The organism is Planococcus sp. S3-L1 (genome assembly GCF_030063085.1).
GTDB classification, from domain to species: Bacteria; Bacillota; Bacilli; order Bacillales_A; family Planococcaceae; genus Planococcus; species Planococcus kocurii.
Genome location: NZ_JASISN010000001.1, coordinates 51,743 through 72,485, shown reverse-complemented (window position 1 = coordinate 72,485; position 20,743 = coordinate 51,743). Strand labels below are relative to the sequence as shown.

At 40.0% G+C, this 20,743-nt stretch carries 13 protein-coding genes; all 13 read right to left on the bottom strand.

Annotated elements, in window-relative coordinates; translation table 11 throughout:
- Nucleotides 1-91: 91 nt before the first annotated feature.
- Nucleotides 92-925 carry a phytoene/squalene synthase family protein gene (locus tag QMF37_RS00320; RefSeq protein WP_071152690.1) on the bottom strand — a complete coding sequence of 278 codons (834 nt, stop codon included), beginning with the start codon at nucleotides 923-925 and terminating at the stop codon, nucleotides 92-94.
- Nucleotides 922-2,379 (bottom strand): phytoene desaturase family protein, encoded by a 1,458-nt coding sequence (locus QMF37_RS00315; RefSeq protein WP_078080748.1) that lies wholly within the window; start codon nucleotides 2,377-2,379, stop codon nucleotides 922-924. The genes QMF37_RS00320 and QMF37_RS00315 overlap by 4 nt, the downstream gene beginning before the upstream one ends.
- On the bottom strand, nucleotides 2,376-3,902 hold the full coding sequence (locus QMF37_RS00310; protein ID WP_283475886.1) for a phytoene desaturase family protein: 1,527 nt from the start codon (nucleotides 3,900-3,902) through the stop codon (nucleotides 2,376-2,378). Before QMF37_RS00310 ends, QMF37_RS00315 begins: the two co-directional genes overlap by 4 nt.
- 254 nt (nucleotides 3,903-4,156) lie before the next feature.
- Nucleotides 4,157-4,723 (bottom strand): 3D domain-containing protein, encoded by a 567-nt coding sequence (locus tag QMF37_RS00305; protein WP_071152691.1) that lies wholly within the window; start codon nucleotides 4,721-4,723, stop codon nucleotides 4,157-4,159.
- Nucleotides 4,724-4,970: 247 nt separating this feature from the next.
- On the bottom strand, nucleotides 4,971-6,416 hold the full coding sequence (locus QMF37_RS00300) for a DEAD/DEAH box helicase (protein ID WP_071152692.1): 1,446 nt from the start codon (nucleotides 6,414-6,416) through the stop codon (nucleotides 4,971-4,973).
- A gap of 141 nt (nucleotides 6,417-6,557) precedes the next feature.
- Nucleotides 6,558-8,429 (bottom strand): alpha-E domain-containing protein, encoded by a 1,872-nt coding sequence (locus QMF37_RS00295; RefSeq protein ID WP_078080750.1) that lies wholly within the window; start codon nucleotides 8,427-8,429, stop codon nucleotides 6,558-6,560.
- On the bottom strand, nucleotides 8,422-9,885 hold the full coding sequence (locus tag QMF37_RS00290; protein WP_143039484.1) for a circularly permuted type 2 ATP-grasp protein: 1,464 nt from the start codon (nucleotides 9,883-9,885) through the stop codon (nucleotides 8,422-8,424). The genes QMF37_RS00295 and QMF37_RS00290 overlap by 8 nt, the downstream gene beginning before the upstream one ends.
- Before the next feature lie 107 nt (nucleotides 9,886-9,992).
- Nucleotides 9,993-10,634 (bottom strand): hypothetical protein, encoded by a 642-nt coding sequence (locus QMF37_RS00285; RefSeq protein WP_283475880.1) that lies wholly within the window; start codon nucleotides 10,632-10,634, stop codon nucleotides 9,993-9,995.
- Nucleotides 10,635-10,756: 122 nt separating this feature from the next.
- Nucleotides 10,757-11,665 carry an HD-GYP domain-containing protein gene (locus QMF37_RS00280; RefSeq protein WP_283475878.1) on the bottom strand — a complete coding sequence of 303 codons (909 nt, stop codon included), beginning with the start codon at nucleotides 11,663-11,665 and terminating at the stop codon, nucleotides 10,757-10,759.
- A 67-nt stretch (nucleotides 11,666-11,732) separates the two neighbouring features.
- Nucleotides 11,733-12,194 carry a hypothetical protein gene (locus QMF37_RS00275; protein ID WP_283475876.1) on the bottom strand — a complete coding sequence of 154 codons (462 nt, stop codon included), beginning with the start codon at nucleotides 12,192-12,194 and terminating at the stop codon, nucleotides 11,733-11,735.
- Between the two features lie 333 nt (nucleotides 12,195-12,527).
- Nucleotides 12,528-14,015 (bottom strand): glutamate synthase subunit beta, encoded by a 1,488-nt coding sequence (locus tag QMF37_RS00270; protein ID WP_071152696.1) that lies wholly within the window; start codon nucleotides 14,013-14,015, stop codon nucleotides 12,528-12,530.
- 63 nt (nucleotides 14,016-14,078) lie between these two features.
- Nucleotides 14,079-18,659 (bottom strand): glutamate synthase large subunit, encoded by a 4,581-nt coding sequence (gltB, locus tag QMF37_RS00265; RefSeq protein ID WP_283475873.1) that lies wholly within the window; start codon nucleotides 18,657-18,659, stop codon nucleotides 14,079-14,081.
- A gap of 258 nt (nucleotides 18,660-18,917) precedes the next feature.
- Nucleotides 18,918-20,690: a DNA helicase RecQ gene (gene recQ / locus QMF37_RS00260; RefSeq protein WP_071152698.1), complete on the bottom strand. Its 1,773-nt coding sequence runs from the start codon at nucleotides 20,688-20,690 to the stop codon at nucleotides 18,918-18,920.
- Nucleotides 20,691-20,743 lie beyond the last annotated feature (53 nt).

Genomic DNA, 20,743 nt, shown 5'->3' with positions numbered 1-20,743 from the left:
CATAAGCCACTCTGGCTGTGCGGCAAAGTACGCCGCTTCGCCAGATCATCTTATGCCCGGCAGAGCTACACGGGTGCTTACGCTTTTCTTTTTACAAGCAAGCTAGGATTGCTTGTTTTGATTTGTCTGGTACGTAATGCTTTTCGCTGAAGACATTGTATTCTTTCAAGCGGATGGTCGAAAGAATTTCTCGGTATACGAGCGCTGCCCCCTTGACTGGAACTCTTGAAGACAGTGGGTAGTCTTGAATTGTTTCAAACGCTTTTTTATAATGAAATTCGGCTTCGTCTGCTAAACATTCCCAAACAGCAATAAATTGCGGACTCACAATTCCAGATCGCAGCTCCTCTTCGTCTAGTTCGTATTTGTGCATAATTTCTTCCGGCAAGTAGATTCTACCCATCTCTAGATCCTCTCCGATATCACGGAGAATATTGGTTATCTGCATGGCATAGCCAAGAGAAATAGCACCTTCTTTTAGAACGGCTGTTTTACCTGGCGCCAAAATTGGCAGCAGCATCAGTCCGACTGTACTTGCCACGTGATAACTGTAGTTCAACAGTTCTTCCATCGTTCGGTAGCGGTTGATCGTCAAATCCATTTCTTGCCCCGTGATCAACCCTAAAAATGCCTCGACATCCATTTCATAATTTTCGAATACGTGAGCAAGCGCCACCCACATCGGATTTTCAGAATCATAAACGCCTTCTATGAATTCATTAAAATCACGCTTAAATTGCTCGAGCTCTTCTTTTGAATTTAGTCCTTCGTCTACAATGTCGTCAACTGTACGGCAAAACGTATAAACGGCCCAGACAGCTTTACGCTTTTCCTTTGGCAATAAAGAAAAAGCTTTATAAAAACTTTTCGAATGCATAGCAATAACTTTTTCACAGGAGGTATAAGCATCTTTTAAGTCCATCATGCGTTGCCCCTTTCCTTTGCAAAATCGCTTTGTATTTGCTCTGCTAGCAGTTTTGCACCTTGCATGACAATCGGTATTCCTCCTCCTGGATGAACTGAGGCACCAACTGCATACAAATGATCTGTCTTAAATGGTTTGACTTGAGGACGAAAAACGCCTGACTGGAACAAAGTCGGACCGATTCCAAAACTGCCTCCTTTAAACAAACCAAAAGCTTCTGCTTCTTTAGGCGTCCGAATTTCCATCCACTCGACGGCTTCTCGGAAATTTGGAAAAGCTAACTTCTCCATGCGATCAATAATTTTGTCAATCCAGACGGTATCGTTTGCCCAGTCGATATCTGTTCCTGAAGGTACTGGAACCAATACATAAAGAACACCTTTACCTTCTGGAGCCAACGAATCATCTATTTTCGATGGATGGAAGGTGTAGATGGCCGGATTTTCCGTTTTCTGCTTTTTCATGAATACATCATCCATATGATCTTCATAGCTATCACCCATGAAAAATTGATGCACATTGCCTTCTTCATAAACCTTATTTAGCCCAAAATACAACAAGACACATCCTGAAGAAGCTGTGTACTTTCGTTTTTTCTGCGCTGGCACTATTTTTTCGATACCTGGAAAATCACCGTTGTAAACAATTGCGTCAAATGCTTCAAAGCCTTCTGCCGTCTCAATTCCTTTTGCTTGCTGATTTTCTATGACGATTTGTTGTACTGAAATCTCTGTTTTAATCGTGACATTATTACGTGCTCGCAATTCTTTTTCCAGAACTGGAATCAAGCTACCGTACCCACCTTTTAAATAATACACTCCGTGTTCATGTTCGCTAAAAGGAACAAGAGCATACATCGCTGGAGCACGAAAAGGATCTCCACCGATATACAAAGATTGTAAGGAATACGCTAATTGCAACCGTTCATCCCGAAAGTAATTCGACATCAGCTTATTAACAGACTGGTGAGGTTTTAGCTTTAATAGTTTTTTTATATTTCCCGCTGTCCAAAAATCGGCTTTTTTTACAAATGAATGTTCTAAAAATGAGGACTTGCCAATTTTAAAGCGTTCACGCCCTTCTGAGATAAATCGAAGAAATCCTTCTTTTTCAGTTGGAAAGACGTTTTCGATTTCTTGTAACTGACGATCAATATCTGGGTACTTGGTATACACCGTACCATCTGGAAAACGAATTGAATAAAGTGGATCACATAATAACAATTCGATATCCTCTGCTTGAATCCCTGCTTGTTGGAGTAGTTCTTGAAACATTTCAGGTAATAAGACGATGGTTGGACCTTGATCTACTTTGAAACCGTCTCTTTCTACGAAAGTTAAGCGACCGCCCAGCTTCTTCTCTTTTTCCAAAATAGTAACGTCAAATCCCATATTCGATAAATATAAAGCGCCCATCAGACCACCGACGCCACCACCGACCATAGCTATTTTCATGCAAATCCCTCCATTTTAGGTAGAGGTAAAATTGGTATTCCTGTTTTTCCGTGTTGCTGAAGAATGCCGTTAGCTGTTATGCGCGCAGACTCCAAAATAGTCGGCAACCCACTTCCTGGATGAGTTCCCCCACCAACCAACCAGCAATTCCCTAATTCTTCAAATTTATTGTGAGGACGAAATACCATCATTTGAGTTAGTTGATGTCCGAGGTTAAATGTTGCTCCTTGATAAACTGAATAATCTTCTTGCCAACCCATAGGTGTCAGCATTTTTTCAACTTCAATGTGACTTCTCAAGTCTTTAAACTCTGTTTTTTCTTCAATCGTGTCCAACACCAATTCTCGGAAGGCATGTTGTTCTTTTTCCCAGCCAATATCACTAAAATTATTAGGCACAGGTGCTAAAATATAGAGCGCTGATTTCCCTTCTGGTGCCAAGGTCGGATCAGTGACACTAGCGTTCTGCACATAAATCGAAGGGTCTGCTGAAAGAATACGAGACTTCGTCATCTCTTCAACATTTTTTTTGTAGTCTTTTGCAAATACAATTGTGTGATGAGAGAGATCGTATTTTTTATCCAATCCTAAATACAACATAAATGTTGAGCAAGAATATTTTTTCTTTGCCAATTTTTCAGGTGTGTATTTTTTCAGAATCCCCGGTTCCACTAAATTGTTCATCGCGTGAGCAAAATCCCCATTAATGATTACTTCGTCCGCTCTTTTACGCTCACCATTTTCAAGGTCTACGCCTTTAACTTTGCGATTTTCAATCCATAATTTCTTTACATCCGTACTCGTGTGAATTTTCCCACCTAATTCTTTTACCACTTTTGCCATCGCTTGTGATAATTGATTGACCCCACCAATTGGATGATAGATGCCGTAAGCATGTTCCATATAGGAAAGAATTGAAAAAGCACCAGGGCATTCCCACGGCGACATTCCTAAGTATTTCGATTGAAAAGCAAACGCCATTTTCATCCGTTCATCTTTAAAGTAGCGAGATAATACGTCGTACAAAGTTTTGTTTACTTCAAGTTCTGGAAGAGCTTTTAAAACTTTCGGGTGAACCATATCAAAATAACTGTCCATCTTCGATTGCAACATAGGCGATAAGGCTTCTAGCTTTTTCCCTGTTTCTTTCATGAAACGTTCATATCCGTCTCCATCACCTTTAAAGCTCTTATTTATTTGTTTCTTCATCTCTTGATTATTCCGTGTCATGATCAAATTTTGATCTTCAAAAATCAGCTCATACATAGGATCCAACTCAACTGCATTCATATAATCTTTTAAGTCGCGTCCAGTAGCTTCAAACAGTTCTTCTACCAAATGCAACATACTTAAAAAAGTAGGCCCTGTATCAAAGGTAAAGTCACCAAGGCGCAGTTCGGCATTTCTGCCTCCGACCCATGGTTGTTTTTCGTAGACGTCTACTTGATAGCCTTTACTGGCCAATAGCATAGCTGCAGCTAAACCGCCTGGTCCAGCTCCTATGACAATCATTTTTTCCGGCATAACAGATGCCCTCCATTTCGAATCACCCTAAAAGTTCTACATTTACTATACAAATATTATACCGTGTAAGTTAATAAAAGACTATTTATTTGAGTTTACCCTCTTTTGATCTTTTCAATGTGCGGCTCAAGTAGATAAACCCATTTTAAGAGAACGACCTGTAATTGTATTTTTGTAAAACACAGATTGAATATCAAATGACATCTCTTTTTAATTAAAAAAACTCCGACTCATGAAAATGAGTCGGAGTTTTTTTAGTTAAGTATTTTTATTTTTACATTTTTGCGTCCCCACTTAAGTGCTTTGCTTTGAGTTGGGATGAAAACGTCAATTTTTTTACCTTTGATAGCGCCGCCCGTGTCCCCAGCAACCGCATAGCCATAGCCTTCAACATGAACTTTCGTCCCTAGCGGAATGACCTTCGGATCTACTGCGATAACTTTTAGTCCAGGATTCTTCTTTAAGTTAAGTCCAGTTCTTGTCACTCCTGAACACCCTTTGCAATATGCTGTATAGGCTGTTGAACTAACTGTAAACTCTTTTTTTACCGATCCACTCGTAGCACGTGATGGAGTCGGTTTTTTAGAAGCTGGCTTTGCTGTTGTTTTTTTCAATTTGAGTTTTTGTTTTGGATGGATTGTATTGGATTTTAAGCCATTCCAAATCTTTAAATTACTAACCGATACTTTTTGTGTTTTCGCAATCTTATATAATGTGTCCCCACTTTTTACTGTGTAAACATTAGTTGCAGCCGAACTTACGATCGAAGTGCTTAGGAATAAAACCAGTGCAAAACTCAATACGATTAATAGTTTTTTCAATCCGCTATCCCCTTTGCTTTTTCTAAGTACAACCAAAATAGCACGGTAATATTACAGACGTGTAACAATAAAGAACATATTCCATTACAATAAGAATTCATTTTGTGACATAAGTATTGCATAGACATATTTTTTATCCTAAATAATGGTATATAAAAAGACTTTTTAACTATTTCATATGTTACATGCCAATTTTATTTCCAGGAAAATAAAAAACCACAGGCTTTTAAATGCCTGTGGTTGCTACTCATTTATTTGCTTTATGCACTTTGAGTGTCTTTCCTTTTATGGTTTTATCTTTCATCGCTTTTAGCACCATAGGGCCTTTGCCGTTCAAAATATCAATATACGTCACTGTATCTTGAATTTTAATAATCCCAATGTCTTCAGCTGTCACTCCCGGAATGCTCGTCAAAGTTCCAACGAAATCAAAAGCACGAAGTTTCTTTTTCTTGCCACCATTAAAGTACAACTTAAGAATATCTTTATTCACTTGTTCATTTTTATTTCTTTTGAGTTTTGGACGGCTTTCAAGCTTCTCAGTAAACGCAGGCATTGCACGATCCACATCATTAACTGAAGGAGCTGTTCTACGCGGAATTTCAAATCCGATATACTCTTCGATTTCCGCAAGAAATTTATCCTCGTTTGGTGTTACAAACGAAATCGCTCTTCCTGTTTTACCCGCACGTCCGGTACGGCCTGAACGGTGCACATAACTTTCTTTCTCCATTGGCAAGTCATAATTAATGACGTGCGTAATACTGTCAATATCAATTCCGCGTGCTGCAACATCTGTCGCTACTAAGTAACGGAATTCGCCACGCTTAAAATCGTTCATGACTGCTGTACGATCTTCTTGAAGCATACCACCGTGCAATTTATCACAAGTATAATAATGCTTTTCCAATTGTTCCATGACAAAATCGACATTGTCTTTTGTGCGACAGAAAATAATGCAGCTATCCGGATTTTCAACAATTGTTACGTCACGTAACAACGAAAACTTCTTCTGTTCAGCAACAACAAATAACGAATGATCGATTTGAGCTGTTAAGCTTTCAGTGGCAGCAATTTCTATATGCTTGGGATCAGTCATGTATTTTTTCTGCAGTTTTTCTACATTTTCAGGCAAAGTCGCTGAAAATAGCATGGTTGTGCGCTGCTTCGGCAATTTGTTGATAATAGCCTCTACTTGTTCGACAAAGCCCATATTCAGCATCTCATCCGCTTCATCAAGAACTAAGTACTCTATACGCTCTAAGTTCAATGTTCCACGTTCAATATGATCAAAAACACGGCCCGGTGTTCCAACGACGACGTGACATTTTTGCTTGAGTTCAGCCTGCTGATAAGCAAAAGGCTGTTTACCATAAACTGCCGCTGCTTTAATGCGTTTAAAGCGGCCGATATTTGTTAAATCTTCTTTTACCTGATCTGCTAATTCTCGCGTTGGTGTCAAAATTAATGCTTGCGGTTTGTTTTCTTCCCAGTCAACTAGTTCGCAGATTGGAATTCCGAACGCTGCTGTTTTACCGCTTCCTGTTTGCGACTTTACGGTTAGGTCAGTCTTTGACAATGCTACAGGAATCACTTTACTTTGGACTTCTGTCGGTTCTGTATAGCCCAGTCCTTCAAGAGCCTTTACAATTGGTTCACTTACTCCGTACTCACTAAACTTTTTATTGTTCATAATTATTCTCCATCTCCGTTCAAAAATTTCAGGTTCTCCTATTATCGCACGGATTAGAAAATTCTGCAGTTAAACGATTATTAAGTTTTATCCAGCTTCGTCAATGTTAATAACGGTAAAAATCGTGCGGCACAAGAGTTACTACTGATCCATGAGACTCACTGAGACTTTAACATCCAACGATTGGCTTCCCCCACGGTAAACCCCTTGAACCGGGCTGACATCGTTATAATCCCGACCAACACCAACCCGAATATGGCTTTCCAACGCTTCCACATTATTAGTAGGATCTAGACCGACCCAACCGATGCCCGGCACCATTACTTCTACCCATGCATGACTCGCAGCATCACCCACTAGTGCAGAGTTTTCGCCTACATACAAATAGCCACTAACGTAACGCGCCGGTATGTGCTTGCAACGCAAAATCCCTAACATCACGTGCGTAATATCCTGACAAACACCTTTTCTAAGGTTAAAAGATTCTTCCGCTTTCGTATCGACAGTCGTAGATTCGCCATCGTACGTAAAATGCTGATGAATGTATTCCATTACATCAATTGCATATTGCACTGGATTCTTCATGATTCCAAGTTCACGGTCGATTTGACTCATTTGCTCCACGGTTAAGTAGGTATATGCTGTATTACTCAAAAACGCTAAATAATGCTCACCGAATAATTGCGAATGAAAAATAGCATTCATTTCTGGTGAGTAATCAATTCTGTGAATAAACGGACTTTTTTGAATGCTGACAATTGATGTTGTCTTGACTTCAAGATGTTGATGGTGCTCAGCAATAAAAAATGTTTCCACGTGATTGCCCCAAATATCGATATGTTCTTTCGTCAAAGAAGCAGGTGTAATGTCGGCACGGTAAGATAAAAGTCGCTGACATTCATCGGTTCTTGGCTTTAACCGAATTGAATTCATGCTTTGATCGACAATAGTTTCATACTCGAAAACATTCGTATGTTCAACTTTATATTTCATAGATGTTATTCCTTTCGCGCCCATGCTTTGTGATTGGCTGGACTCTACAGAGTTTATCTCAGAATCGCTTAAATAATAGGTTTTCGAAAAAATATGTCCCACTTCATTACAGCCATTTTGGAAGTCGTTTAGAAAATCCATAATTTCGTCCGAGCTTAGCTCATCTATACTAATTTCTTTAAATTCCGCTTGCAACTGATCTAATTTTGCATAGAGTTCCCATGAATAATGAGAAATTTTCCCACCTTCCAATTCATCGATTGCTTGACGAACGTGCGCAAGGCAATAACGAATCGAACGCGGAAAATCAGTATTCGCAATCAAAAACGCCAACACTCTCTTTGGCTTCATCTGCGGTGGATTCATTTTTAAATAAGCATTGTACCCATTCGTCATTCGTAAAGCAGCTAGCCAGTAATAGTAATCTTCCGATTGGGTTTCTACCGACCGTTCTCTTGTTCGCTCGCAAACGACATTTAAAATACGTGCTGTTTTTTCTGCGCGTTCCAACCATTTGGCTATTTTGATAATTTGGTAAGGGACACCACGCGGCATCGAAGATTCAACGATTCCTTGCGTAATCAATGACGTTAACTTGACTTGTTCAAGAAATACACGCATTTCTTGAACTGTACAGCTTTGCTGATCCATTTCCTTTAACATTAAGTAACAGCGATTCCAAGCTTCCCAGTAGTCATCAGGAATATGATCTCTGCTAATTCTTGCATTTTCACGAACAACTCTTACACAGCTTGCAACAGAATTAAAGTTGCTTTTCTCCATCGCTAAATAATAAACAAGCTGATCTTCTTGGTAACTAGGCATCGATTTGATTTGTTCCATTGTCTCTGTTGAAGCACAAATTTCATAAATAAGTTTCCAATCACTGCCACCGACTAGTTCTTCGTCAGAAGCTTCGATCATTCGTAATAATTGAACATCCAAAATTCGCGCATTATTTTCCGCTCGTTCAACATTTCTTGACATCCAATACAACGAATTCGCTACACGACTAAGCATTAGGAGTCCCCTCCTCTTCTCTTTTCTTAAATACCCACGTATCTTTTCCGCCACCGCCTTGTGAAGAATTGACGACAAGCGATCCTTTTTTCAAGGCAACACGGGATAGTCCGCCCGGCATAACCTGTGTATCTACCCCTCGGATCACAAACACTCTCAAATCAACATGGCATGGATAAAATTCTTCTCCTTGGTATGCAGGAGCTCTAGATAGTTTAATCGTAGGTTGGGCAATATATTGATGAGGGGATTGAATAATTTTTTCTCGGAATTCTTCGATTAGCTCTTTAGATGCATGTGGTCCGACTAACATGTCGTAGCCACCTGAAGACCCTACATTCTTGACTACTAATTCGTCTAGATGTTCTAAAACCCATTCCCGTTCTTCAGGTCTATCGAGTAAATACGTTTTTACATTGTCAATGATCGGCTCTTCGTTCAAATAATAGCGAATCATATCCGGAACATAAGCGTATATCGCTTTATCGTCTGCCACACCATTGCCAATACCGTTCAAAATCGCCACATTGCCTTTTCTATAAGCCAGCAATAAACCAGGAACGCCCAAGGCAGAGTGAGCCAAAAATGCTTCAGGATCTAAATAATCATCATCAATTCGACGATAAATAATATCGACACGCTTTAACCCTCTCATCGATTTCATATAAACAATATTCTTTTTAACAATAAGGTCCCTGCCTTCTACTAAATCGATTCCCATCTGTTGGGCTAAAAAGACATGATCGTAATAGGCAGAGTTGTACATACCAGGTGTCAACAAAACGGCAAAAGCCTTATCTTTTCTTGATTCTGGTGCATGATCTAATATCGCTTGATGCAAATGAGACAATTGGTGCTCGAGGGTGTGAACTGACTGACTGGCAAAAAATTCGGGGTAGACTTGACGCATGACGTAACGGTTTTGATAGACATAAGACAAGCCTGACGGATTGCGTAAATTATCTTCAAGCACATGGTATTTCCCATTCTCATCACGAATCAAATCAATGCCTGCTAAAAAAATATGATTTTTTAACGGAATATCAATTCCCTTTATTTGTTCATCGTAATAATAGGGATTGTCTTCGACTAGTCCTCTCGGAACGATTCCATCTTGAAGAATCCGTTTGTCATGATAGACATCTTCCAAAAATTGATTGAGTGCTTCCGCTCGTTGAATCATTCCTTTTTCAATCACTTCCCAGTCTTCAGAAGGAATGATAATGGGAACAAAATCAAAAGGCATGGTTCTTTCAGTGCCCACGTTATTGTTGTAGACAGTGAATGTAATTCCTTGCCTTAAAAAAGACAATTGAGCTGTTTCATGCTTTTCTCTCAGCTCTTCTTCTGAAAATCTTTGAAGGACGTCAAAGAAATTTCGGTAATGTGATTTTGGTTTTCCATATGGCGTAAACATTTCATCAAAAAATGCGCCCGTTGAATAAGTTTTAAACAAGCTAGCATCCCCTTTCATTTTTCGAATATTCCGATAAAATAAGAAAGAAAAAAACTATGCCGTTTCTGCAAACGTGCATAGTTTTTTCTTCTTTTATTATATCAAATTCATTTTCCGAATGTTGAATCATCTTTAGGTAAATTATCTTTTTTCGACGAATTTTCCGATAAGTTCTTTTTCAAGGAATCTGTATATTCCGTACTTCCACCAAATGTTTCCTTGGTGTTAGGAGAAGAATTGTCTTTGCCAAATGTTGAATCATTCTTTTTCTCTGAGTCATTCGACACACCTTTTTTTAGTGACTCCGTATATTTGGTGCTTCCTCCATAAATCCCACCTGTTGGTTTGTTGGTGTTAGGAGAAACACTTTCTGTAGAACTTGTATCGGTTTTATCAGTAGTTGAATGAGTACGCTTGTCAGTATTCTTTCCAACTTCGTCTTGCAATGTTTTGTTAGCTTTATCCAACGCATCCTTTTCCTTGTTCATCATGTCTTGTTGTGCATCAATTGCTGTTTTCACTTTTTCAACAGCTTTGTTAACTGTGGGTTTCACTTTATCTACCATTCCACCAGATTGCTCATTTAAACGATCGAGCCCTTTTTTAATATTCGCTTTCATATCTGCTTTGCTCGTTTGAGAGGTCCCACTTGTTCCTGTTTTCTGCTGAGTCATTGCCGAACCAATTAATGCACCGAGGCCAATCAATACAAGTTTACCGAACACGCCACCTGATGATTTTCTAGCCATATGAATTCCTCCTCAATTGTATAAATGATTGTGTATAAAGTATTGACTAAATGAGACACTCTTAAACATTTTCAACAAAACAAAAGACACCTCAAAATATTTCAGGCGTCTAGATTTAGCATTTATGAAATTAGTTTGCCTTCTTCTTTTATTACTTGTTCGAAGGCGTTAACAACTTCTCCATCGTATTGAATCCCAATTAAATTTTTGATTTCGGTCATCGCATGTTCAGCAGAAAATGCAGATCGGTACGCTCTGTCTTCTGTCATCGCATCGAATGTATCGCATACCCCGATAATTTTAGCTTCTAACAATATTTCTTCAGCCATTAGTCCAAATGGATAGCCTTTTCCGTTAACACGCTCGTGATGTTGTTCAACGATAGCTGCAATTTCTGCATAAGGTGTTTCTCGAATCATGTTAGCACCGTCACCTGGATGTTTTTTCATCAAATCGAATTCTTCATCTGTTAACTTTCCTGGCTTTTTCAAAATTTCTTCCGGAATGTTAATTTTGCCAATATCGTGCAACATAGAGGCCAACAATAGATTCTCCATATGCTCTCTACTTAATTTTAGTTTTGCGGCTATTTTAACAGCATAGTTTGCTACACGCGAACTATGATTAAATGTGTATCTGTCTTTTTTTTCGACCAATTGTCCAATTTTGCGTAAGTCTTCTATCAACTTACTAACATAATGAAAAACTGGAACAGTAGATATCGACAGAAGTTCTACATCACTTAAGACCGTAAAATGCACAGGGCTCTCTAAATTAGTACATGAAAAAAAGTCATTAGATCCAATTTTCATCGGTATCCCGTCTATCTCAGCTTGGATATCACCGCTGAGAATATAAAAAAACTCACAAGCATTATCATCTTCACTTGGAAATAATATGAAAGTATTGTCTTTTAGAATAGATTGCCTCATCACCTCTAGTCCATTGCCTCTGCCTAGTAAGCGAAGAGTTGTTGCGCCATTCTCCACTTTCTCAAGATGATTGCGCTTTAATATATCCAAACCTTTCATCATATGCACATCCTTTGTAAACACAAAACTATTATAAATTCACACTGCTCTCTTACATACAATCCAATTACCAGGAAACCACTACAATCGGATCAATTTTCTCAGTTCGATCAGCGAACGTTATTGAGACAAGTTCTATTTCTACTTCTAAACCAGCTCGTTCAGCTTTTTCAATACCTTTAAGTGTCATTTTTTCAGTTTGCTCTTTTAAATCACTAATCAACTTATCGGATCTTTCGCCATATTTCTTTGTCAACTCAGCTTGTCTTACCAAATTCGGTTGTTTAGATATGTCCTTTTGATACTTAGCATACATTTTTTCAGATTTATCTATTGCTTTATTAATTTCTACATATATTTTTGCATTCGTACTGTTAACATCAGCAATTGCTTTTGCTATTTCTGGAGTCATATCTTCTGTAATGCCATATTCTACGCTCTGAACGTTATTGTTCGCAAATCCTGTCGTACCCATCCCGATTACCAGTAATAATGCAAATAATGCAGCGATCAAATTTTTCTTGAACATATTTACTCCCCCTGTTTCGAATTTAGCTACAAAAATAAAAATCCAACTATATTAATACGTAGAAGTATGTATCTTCTCATAATTAATTTACTTTAAATCCCATCTTTGCACTCTTTATAGTATATACATTTCGACATTTTTCTACAATACTCTATTGTATTTATTGGATAAAAATATCGTTATAAACCCTATGACTAATTAGGAAAATTTAGTTGTTACCCTTAAACAACTCTCTGTAAAGCTTTGAGTAAAGTTGCAAAAACCATGACACCTCTTACCTTGTGTCATGGCTCCTCATTTCGATATTCTTTTATGCAGTTAGTTAATTGTTCGTCACGGTAACACAGTAGAACCCATCAAGAACCGGTCACATTCACGCGCTGCTTCCCGTCCTTCATTTATTGCCCAAACAATTAAACTTTGACCACGGCGAACATCTCCTGCTGCAAATACACCTTCTACATTAGTCGTGTATTTTCCATACTCCGCTTTTACTCGGGAATTTTTCTCTGTCTCGAGCTCTAATTGTTGAATTAGGTCTTGTTCAGGTCCGCTAAAGCCGATAGCGATTAAGACCAAATCCGCTTTCCAAACTTTTTCAGTGCCTGGAATTTCCTCACGGATCCGGTTGCCTTGCTCATCTATTTTCAATTTCACATTAACGGTGTGCACTTCCTTGACTTGCCCTTCGCTATTGCCAACAAATTTCTTTGTCATAACCGCGTAAGCTCGCGGATCTTCGCCAAAAGTAGCAGCCGCTTCTTTGTGGCCGTATTCGACACGGTGAATTTTCGGGTATTGTGGCCACGGATTGCCTTTTTCGTCACGAATCACGCCTTTTTTATCGTAGACATCAAACTGAACGAGACTCTTGCATTCGTGACGAACAGACGTCGCTAAACAATCTGTCCCGGTATCTCCACCTCCGATGACAATGACGTTTTTATCTTTAGCCGAAATATAATTGCCATCATCAAAATTCGAATCCAGCAAACTTTTTGTACTCGCGTGCAGGAAGTCCATGGCAAAATGGACGCCCTCTAATGCACGACCTTCCACATCAATATTCCGATGGACGGTTGAACCGGTACACATGACTACTGCATCAAAATCATTCTGCAATTTAGCAGAAGGGTAATTCTTCCCAACTTCTACACTTGTGATAAAAGTGATACCTTCTCGCTCAAGAATCTTGACACGTCTTGTGACCATATCGTATGACAGTTTCATTTCTGGAATTCCGTATGTCAGCAAGCCACCCACACGGTCACTTTTTTCGAAAACTGTTACTAAATGTCCTGCTTTATTCAATTGAGCAGCGGCAGCGAGTCCAGCTGGTCCAGAACCAATCACTGCTACTTTTTTACCGGTTCGCGTTTTAGGTGGTTCAGGCACAACCCAGCCTTCTGCAAATCCACGTTCGATAATGGAACGTTCGACTGTACGAATGGCTACAGGGGGTGCATTGATGCCTAGTACACAGGCGCCTTCACAAGGAGCCGGACAAGCCACTCCTGTAAATTCAGGAAAGTTGTTTTTCAGGTGCTCACGGTGTAACGCTTCTTTCCATTGACCGCGGTAAACAAGATCATTCCATTCTGGGATGAGGTGATTTACAGGGCAACCCGTCGTTACATTATCTAGTTCCATTCCGGTATGACAAGTTGGCACTCCACAATCCATACAACGTGCTCCTTGTTTTGCTACTTCTTCATCTGACAAAGGAATTGTATAGTCGTTCCAATCCTTTGTGCGCTCACCGGTTTTACGCTCTTTGACTGTTTGTCTGTCATATTCCATAAATCCAGTTGGTTTCCCCATCGTTTCCCTCCTATTCACAATTCATTCGATTATGTCTGCAGATTACTGTTGTAATTTTCTGACCTAAACTCCAGCCATTTTACTTTCTTCAAACGCTGCCATTTCAGCTTCATCTCTTGCCATGCCACTACTTTGCAACTTGCTGATTCGTTCATTGATTTGCAGATAAGCTTTCGGAATGACGCGCACAAATTTTGCGGAGTAAATCTCCCAATGCGCCAGTAACCGTGTTCCGTTGGTACTGCTCGTATAATGCACATGTTTTTGGATCATTTCTCGCAACTCTTCAATTTCTGCTGGATCGGCAAGCGGCTGCAAATGAACCATTTCTGGATTGCAGCGTTCATTGAATGTCCCTTCTTCATCGAGAACATATGCTATGCCACCTGACATACCAGCCGCAAAGTTTTTACCCGTTTGTCCAAGAATGACTACTCGACCACCTGTCATGTATTCACAACCATGATCGCCTACACCTTCAACGACAATTTTCGCGCCACTGTTTCTGACCGCAAAACGTTCGCCTGCGACGCCATAAATATAAGCCTCACCTGCAGATGCCCCATAAAACGACACGTTACCAATAATAATGTTTTTCTCGGGTAGGAATGTTGAATCCAATGCTGGATAAACCATAATTTTACCGCCTGACAAGCCTTTACCGACAAAGTCATTGGCATCTCCTATTAAATTCATCGACATCCCTTTTGGAATAAATGCGCCGAAGCTCTGTCCTGCAGATCCTTGAAAGTTTAAGTTAATCGTGTCGTCAGGTAAGCCTTCTGCACCATAACGTTTGGAAATAGCACTGCCCACAATTGTGCCTGTAGCTCTATGAATATTCCGAATAGCTGTTGCCACTTCCACACGTTCACCTGTTTCAATGGCTTTTTTGCAACGTGGCAACAGTTCCTGATAATCTAATGTTTGTTCTAGTTCATGATTTTGTTTGACTGTTGCATAGCGTCCTACTTTTTCCGGTAGATTTGGCTGGTACAACAATGCACTCAAATCAATGCCGCCTGCTTTCCAATGATCAACGGCCCGATTCGCTTCAATAACGTCTGTTCGACCAATCATTTCATTGACTGTACGAAAACCAAGTTCTGCCATTAATTCGCGGGCTTCTGTCGCAATAAAACGCATGAAGTTTACGACATGTTCCGGATCTCCACCGTATTTCTCGCGCAGTTCTGGATTTTGAGTGGCAATGCCAACTGGACATGTATCCAAATGACACACACGCATCATAACGCAGCCCAGTACGACAAGAGGAGCAGTAGAAAACCCGAATTCTTCAGCTCCAAGTAGAGCTGCTGTTACTACATCTCGACCTGTCATCATTTTGCCGTCTGTTTCTACGATAATTCGGTCACGCAAGCCATTTAATAGAAGAGTTTGATGCGTTTCAGCTAATCCAATCTCCCACGGCAAACCGGTATGCTTCAAACTAGTCTTTGGTGCAGCTCCCGTGCCGCCATCATAACCACTAATCAATACGACATCTGCACGACCTTTTGCAACACCTGCTGCAATTGTTCCAACCCCAACAGCCGATACCAACTTAACGCTAATTCGTGCATCTGGATTTGCGTTTTTTAAATTGAAAATCAATTCTGCTAAATCTTCAATCGAATAAATATCGTGATGTGGAGGTGGTGAAATAAGCTCCACACCTGGAGTCGAACCACGAACTTCTGCAATCCATGGGTAAACTTTCTTACCTGGCAAATGTCCCCCTTCTCCCGGCTTCGCTCCTTGCGCTACTTTAATTTGAATTTCATCAGCATTCACTAAGTAATGACTCGTTACACCGAACCGCCCAGAAGCTACTTGCTTGATAGAACTTCGGCGATTATCTCCATTTTCATCAGGAATAAAGCGAGAAGTCTCTTCTCCACCTTCTCCTGAATTGCTCCTCCCGCCTACGCGGTTCATCGCAATTGCAAGAGCCTCATGCGCTTCTTTACTAATAGAGCCATATGACATAGCACCTGTTTTAAAACGCGCACAGATTTCTTCAACCGTTTCTACTTCTTCAATTGGTACTGGCGTCCGCTTTTTAAAGGACATCAAACCTCGCAACGATTGAAGGTTGGCTTTCTCATCTGTTAGTAAGTTCGTGTATTTCTTGAAAACTTCGTAGTTATTTGTTCGGCATGCATGTTGTAATGTATGAATGGTTTTCGGATTGTATTGATGATTTTCACCATTTTCACGGTATTGAAATTCGTCACCGGATTCTAATGCTTGATTGTCACCTTGAGCAACTGGATAAGCTATTGCATGTCTCATGAGCACTTCTTTTGCAATAATATCGAGACCAATTCCACCTAGTCGAGAAGAAGTCCGAGTAAAGTATTTATCAATTACATCCATATGAATACCGACTGCTTCAAAAATCTGCGCACCCCGATAACTTTGAATTGTCGAAATTCCCATCTTAGACAATACTTTGATGATTCCATCCGTAACAGCTTTCACATACGTTGCTTGCGCTTCTTCAAAAGTAACATTGTGTATATCTTCAATTTCAACCAAGTTTTCAATTGTATCAAAAGCTAAATATGGATTAATGGCTTCTGCACCATAACCTAGAAGAGCAGCAAAATGATGAACTTCACGAGGTTCCGCAGATTCCAACAAAATACTCATCTGTATGCGTGTATTCTCACGAATCAAATGGTGATGTAAGCCGGAAACCGCTAACAGTGCCGGAATCGCTGCACATTCTTCATTTACTCCGCGATCAGATAAAATGATCAGTTTTACGCCTTTTTTAATTGCTTGATCCGCTTCTGCAAAAACTGCATCTAATCGTTGTGCCATTGCCTGTGTTCCACCGTTTTTTGCAAATAAAATTGAAATCGTAGCAGCTTTAAAATCATCAATCGATTGCTGTCGTAACTTTTCGAGCTCAAAATTAGTTAAAATGGGTGTTTCTAAGCGGATGTGGCGGGCACTTTTAGGAGTTGGCTGAACCAAATTAGCTTCTGCCCCAATAGTTGTGCGTGCTGCCGTAATTATATGTTCACGAATCGCGTCAATCGGTGGATTCGTTACTTGAGCAAATAGTTGCTTGAAATAATTATAAAGAAGTTGTGGTTTTTTCGACAGCACAGCTAATGGCGAATCATAACCCATTGAACCAACAGGATCTTTGCCTTCAGTCGCTAGTGGCTTGATCATTTTTTGAACTTCTTCCATTGTATAACCGAAAGCTAGCTGTCTTTTAATCAACGCTTCTGTTTCGTTAAAGTTGGATGGTTTCAAAGGCTCTGGAAGATCATCCATATCAAACATATTTTCTTCGATAAAATCTTTATAAGGAAGTTCTCCGGCAATTTGAAGTTTGATTTCTTCATCCGGAATAATCTTCCCTTCTTCTAAATCGACTAATAGCATTTTACCTGGACGCAGACGATCTTTGTAAATAATGTCATCCGCAAAAATATCCAAAGCCCCTACTTCTGAACCCATGACAATCATGCCACTTTTCGTCACGTAATAACGAGCAGGACGCAAACCGTTGCGGTCAAGACACGCCGCAATTTGTTTACCATCTGTAAAGACAAGCGCAGCTGGTCCATCCCAAGGTTCCATTAATGTGCTGTGGTATTCATAAAAATCTCTTTTCTCTTTTTTAATAGTTGGATCATTGACCCAAGGTTCTGGCACCATCATCATCGCCGTATGCGCGAGCGATCTGCCAGATAAATGCAAAAATTCAAAGCAATTATCGAACATAGAGGAGTCACTGCCAGTTTCATCGATAACCGGCAAAACTTTTTGAAGGTCTTCCGCATTAAACGCTGGAGATTCGCATAGTACTTGACGGGCGCGCATCCAATTGACGTTTCCTCTTAAAGTATTAAATTCACCATTGTGGATTGAATAGCGGTTAGGGTGTGAACGCTGCCAGCTCGGGAAGGTATTTGTACTAAAACGGGAGTGGACGAGAGCCAATGCTGATTTGAATTCAGGATGGTTGAGGTCAATATAAAACGAGTCTAGTTGTTCTGGGATTAGCATACCTTTATAAACAATCGTACCTGCTGAAAGACTACTAAAGTAGACATCTTTAAACTCTTCTTTTCCAAGCATAGTCTGCTCAATTCGTTTACGGATAATGTATAATTTCCGCTCAAGGTCTATCCGATTTTCCAATCCGTGCGCAGCACCAACAAATACTTGACGAATAACAGGTTTGGTTTTTGCTGCAACTTTTCCAACGAACGAATCATTGACCGGAACTGGACGCCATCCAAGACAAATTTGACCTTCTTCTTGAATAATTTGATGAATCATTTCCTTGGTTTTCATTCGCAAATCGTAATCTTGTGGCATAAATAGCATACCGACGCCATACTTGCCTTCGTCAGGCAAAGTGATGCCTTCTTTTTCACATTGTTTCAAGAAAAAACGATGAGGAATCTGAGTTAAAATTCCAGCTCCGTCTCCAGTGCTCGTATCAGAAGATTGGCCACCCCGGTGTTCTAGGTTGCACAATATATTGATTGCATTTTGAACGATTGCGTGCGATTTTTCCCCGTTAATATTGGCGATCATTCCTATTCCGCACGCTTCGTGCTCTTGATCTGGATGATACAGTCCTTGCGGGATTGGATACTCTTTCTTGCTCATCAAACCGCCTCCTTCATAACACTAAAGTGTCATAATATTTTGATAGTATATCATAAGTCTGAATATATATACAATTCGATAGAATAAAAAAATAAAATTTATAAAGGCAAATCCCTATGACACAATTGAAAACGCTTCCATTTAACATAGTATTGAACATTATTTGCTATAACAATTTAACGTATATTTATGCATACTTACTATTTTCAAAATAAAAAAACCTCACTATTATTTGAGGTTTTACTTGTTTATAATTATTCATTTATTTGGAGCATCAAACGAATGGATTGTTTGTAAAAAGGCATCGCCATACTTTTCGAGTTTGTTGGCACCTACTCCATTGACTTCCAAAAATTCAGCATCATTCTGCGGCCTTCTAGCTACCATATCTTGCAAAGTCTTATCAGAAAAAATAACGAAAGGTGGAACACCATCTTTATCAGCCAAACTTTTCCGTACTACACGTAATTCTTCGAATAAAGGATCGTTAGCAGCGATTTGCTTTGTCACGACTGCTCCTTTTCTAAGGACCTGACGTTTACCGAGCAAGACATCTCTGCCCCCAGCTGGAACGTAGATAGTTGGGAATGAGCCTTGTTCAACCGCTAATAATTCTTGTGAAATCATGAATTCGATTAAATTCGAAACTTCTTTGGAGTTTTGGTGTTTTAAAATTCCGTATGTTGACAGCTTATCGAACTTGAAATCTAACACTTTTTTATTGCGGGACCCGGTCAACACTTGAGCTGTCATCACTTTACCGAACTTCTGCCCCATCCGAATGACACATGACAAAACCATCTGAACGTCTTTAGTAACATCTAAGCTTTCACGATCATCTATACAACTTCCACAATGCCCACACGTTTCTGCTGCGGTATCTCCAAAATAGTGAATGATAAATTGTTGGAGGCAACTTTCTGTATGACAGTAATCGACCATTGCCTGTAATTTCACTAATTCTCCTGGAATGCGGCTAGGATCTTGTGCTTGATCAATTAAAAACCGCTGCGTTTGAACGTCCTGCGAAGCATATAACACAATACACTCACTTGGCAGGCCGTCTCGCCCAGCACGTCCTGCTTCCTGATAATAACTTTCCATGTTTTTCGGAAGCTGGTAATGAATAACAAACCGAATATTGGATTTGTCTATCCCCATTCCAAATGCATTGGTGGCAACCATGACCGTCACTTCATCATTCAGAAAACGCTCTTGACCACTCTTTCTTTCATGATCAGGCATACCGGCATGATACTTGGCCGCTTTAATGCCTTTTTTAAGTAGCATTTCGTATACCGAGTCTACTGTTTTACGAGTAGCCGCATAAATGATTCCGGCTTCCTTATCGTTTTTTACCACATATTCTTTCACGAATCGCTCACGATCTTGCCCTCGTATGACGGAAAATGTTAAATTAGGTCGTTCAAATCCCGTCATGATTGTATGCTGCTCTTCAATGTTCAAAATTCGGCAAATGTCTTCCCGCACTTGAGGTGTTGCAGTGGCAGTCAGAGCCAGTACTGTCGGATTGTTCGGAAACAATTCTGTCATCCGGCTAATCAACCGGTAACTCGGACGGAAGTCATGCCCCCATTGTGAAATACAATGAGCTTCATCGACAGCAATCAACGGCACATGAACACCTTGCAATTCATTAAGGAACATTTCTGAATCCAATCGCTCAGGTGCAATATACAGTAATTTGATCGCTCCACGCTGTACGTCCATTAACGTTTCTCTCACCTCATCAAAATCGAGAGAACTATTTATATAAGCCGCCGGAATACCAGCGGCCAAAAGTGCATCTACTTGGTCTTTCATCAGTGAAATCAATGGTGACACGACAATGGTGGTGCCTTCCATAACAAGCGCCGGAATTTGGTAGCAAATAGATTTCCCTCCGCCTGTCGGCATGACGCAAATCGAATTATGTCCTTCAAATACTTGCGTAATAGCTTGCTCTTGACCTACTCGAAAGGACTCATAACCAAAATGGGACTGCAGTAATTTTTTTGCGCTTTCCAACAAAATAGAACACTCCTAATACTCGTATCGTATGAGTTAGCTTACCACATTTCCGC

Coding starts and splice junctions, on each gene's coding strand:
- QMF37_RS00320 (WP_071152690.1), bottom strand. CDS start 925: ATGATGGACTTAAAAGATGCTTATACCTCCTGTGAAAAAGTTATTGCT.
- QMF37_RS00315 (WP_078080748.1), bottom strand. CDS start 2,379: ATGAAAATAGCTATGGTCGGTGGTGGCGTCGGTGGTCTGATGGGCGCT.
- QMF37_RS00310 (WP_283475886.1), bottom strand. CDS start 3,902: ATGCCGGAAAAAATGATTGTCATAGGAGCTGGACCAGGCGGTTTAGCT.
- QMF37_RS00300 (WP_071152692.1), bottom strand. CDS start 6,416: ATGAACAATAAAAAGTTTAGTGAGTACGGAGTAAGTGAACCAATTGTA.
- QMF37_RS00295 (WP_078080750.1), bottom strand. CDS start 8,429: ATGCTTAGTCGTGTAGCGAATTCGTTGTATTGGATGTCAAGAAATGTT.
- QMF37_RS00285 (WP_283475880.1), bottom strand. CDS start 10,634: ATGGCTAGAAAATCATCAGGTGGCGTGTTCGGTAAACTTGTATTGATT.
- QMF37_RS00280 (WP_283475878.1), bottom strand. CDS start 11,665: ATGAAAGGTTTGGATATATTAAAGCGCAATCATCTTGAGAAAGTGGAG.
- QMF37_RS00275 (WP_283475876.1), bottom strand. CDS start 12,194: ATGTTCAAGAAAAATTTGATCGCTGCATTATTTGCATTATTACTGGTA.
- QMF37_RS00270 (WP_071152696.1), bottom strand. CDS start 14,015: ATGGGGAAACCAACTGGATTTATGGAATATGACAGACAAACAGTCAAA.
- gltB (WP_283475873.1), bottom strand. CDS start 18,659: ATGAGCAAGAAAGAGTATCCAATCCCGCAAGGACTGTATCATCCAGAT.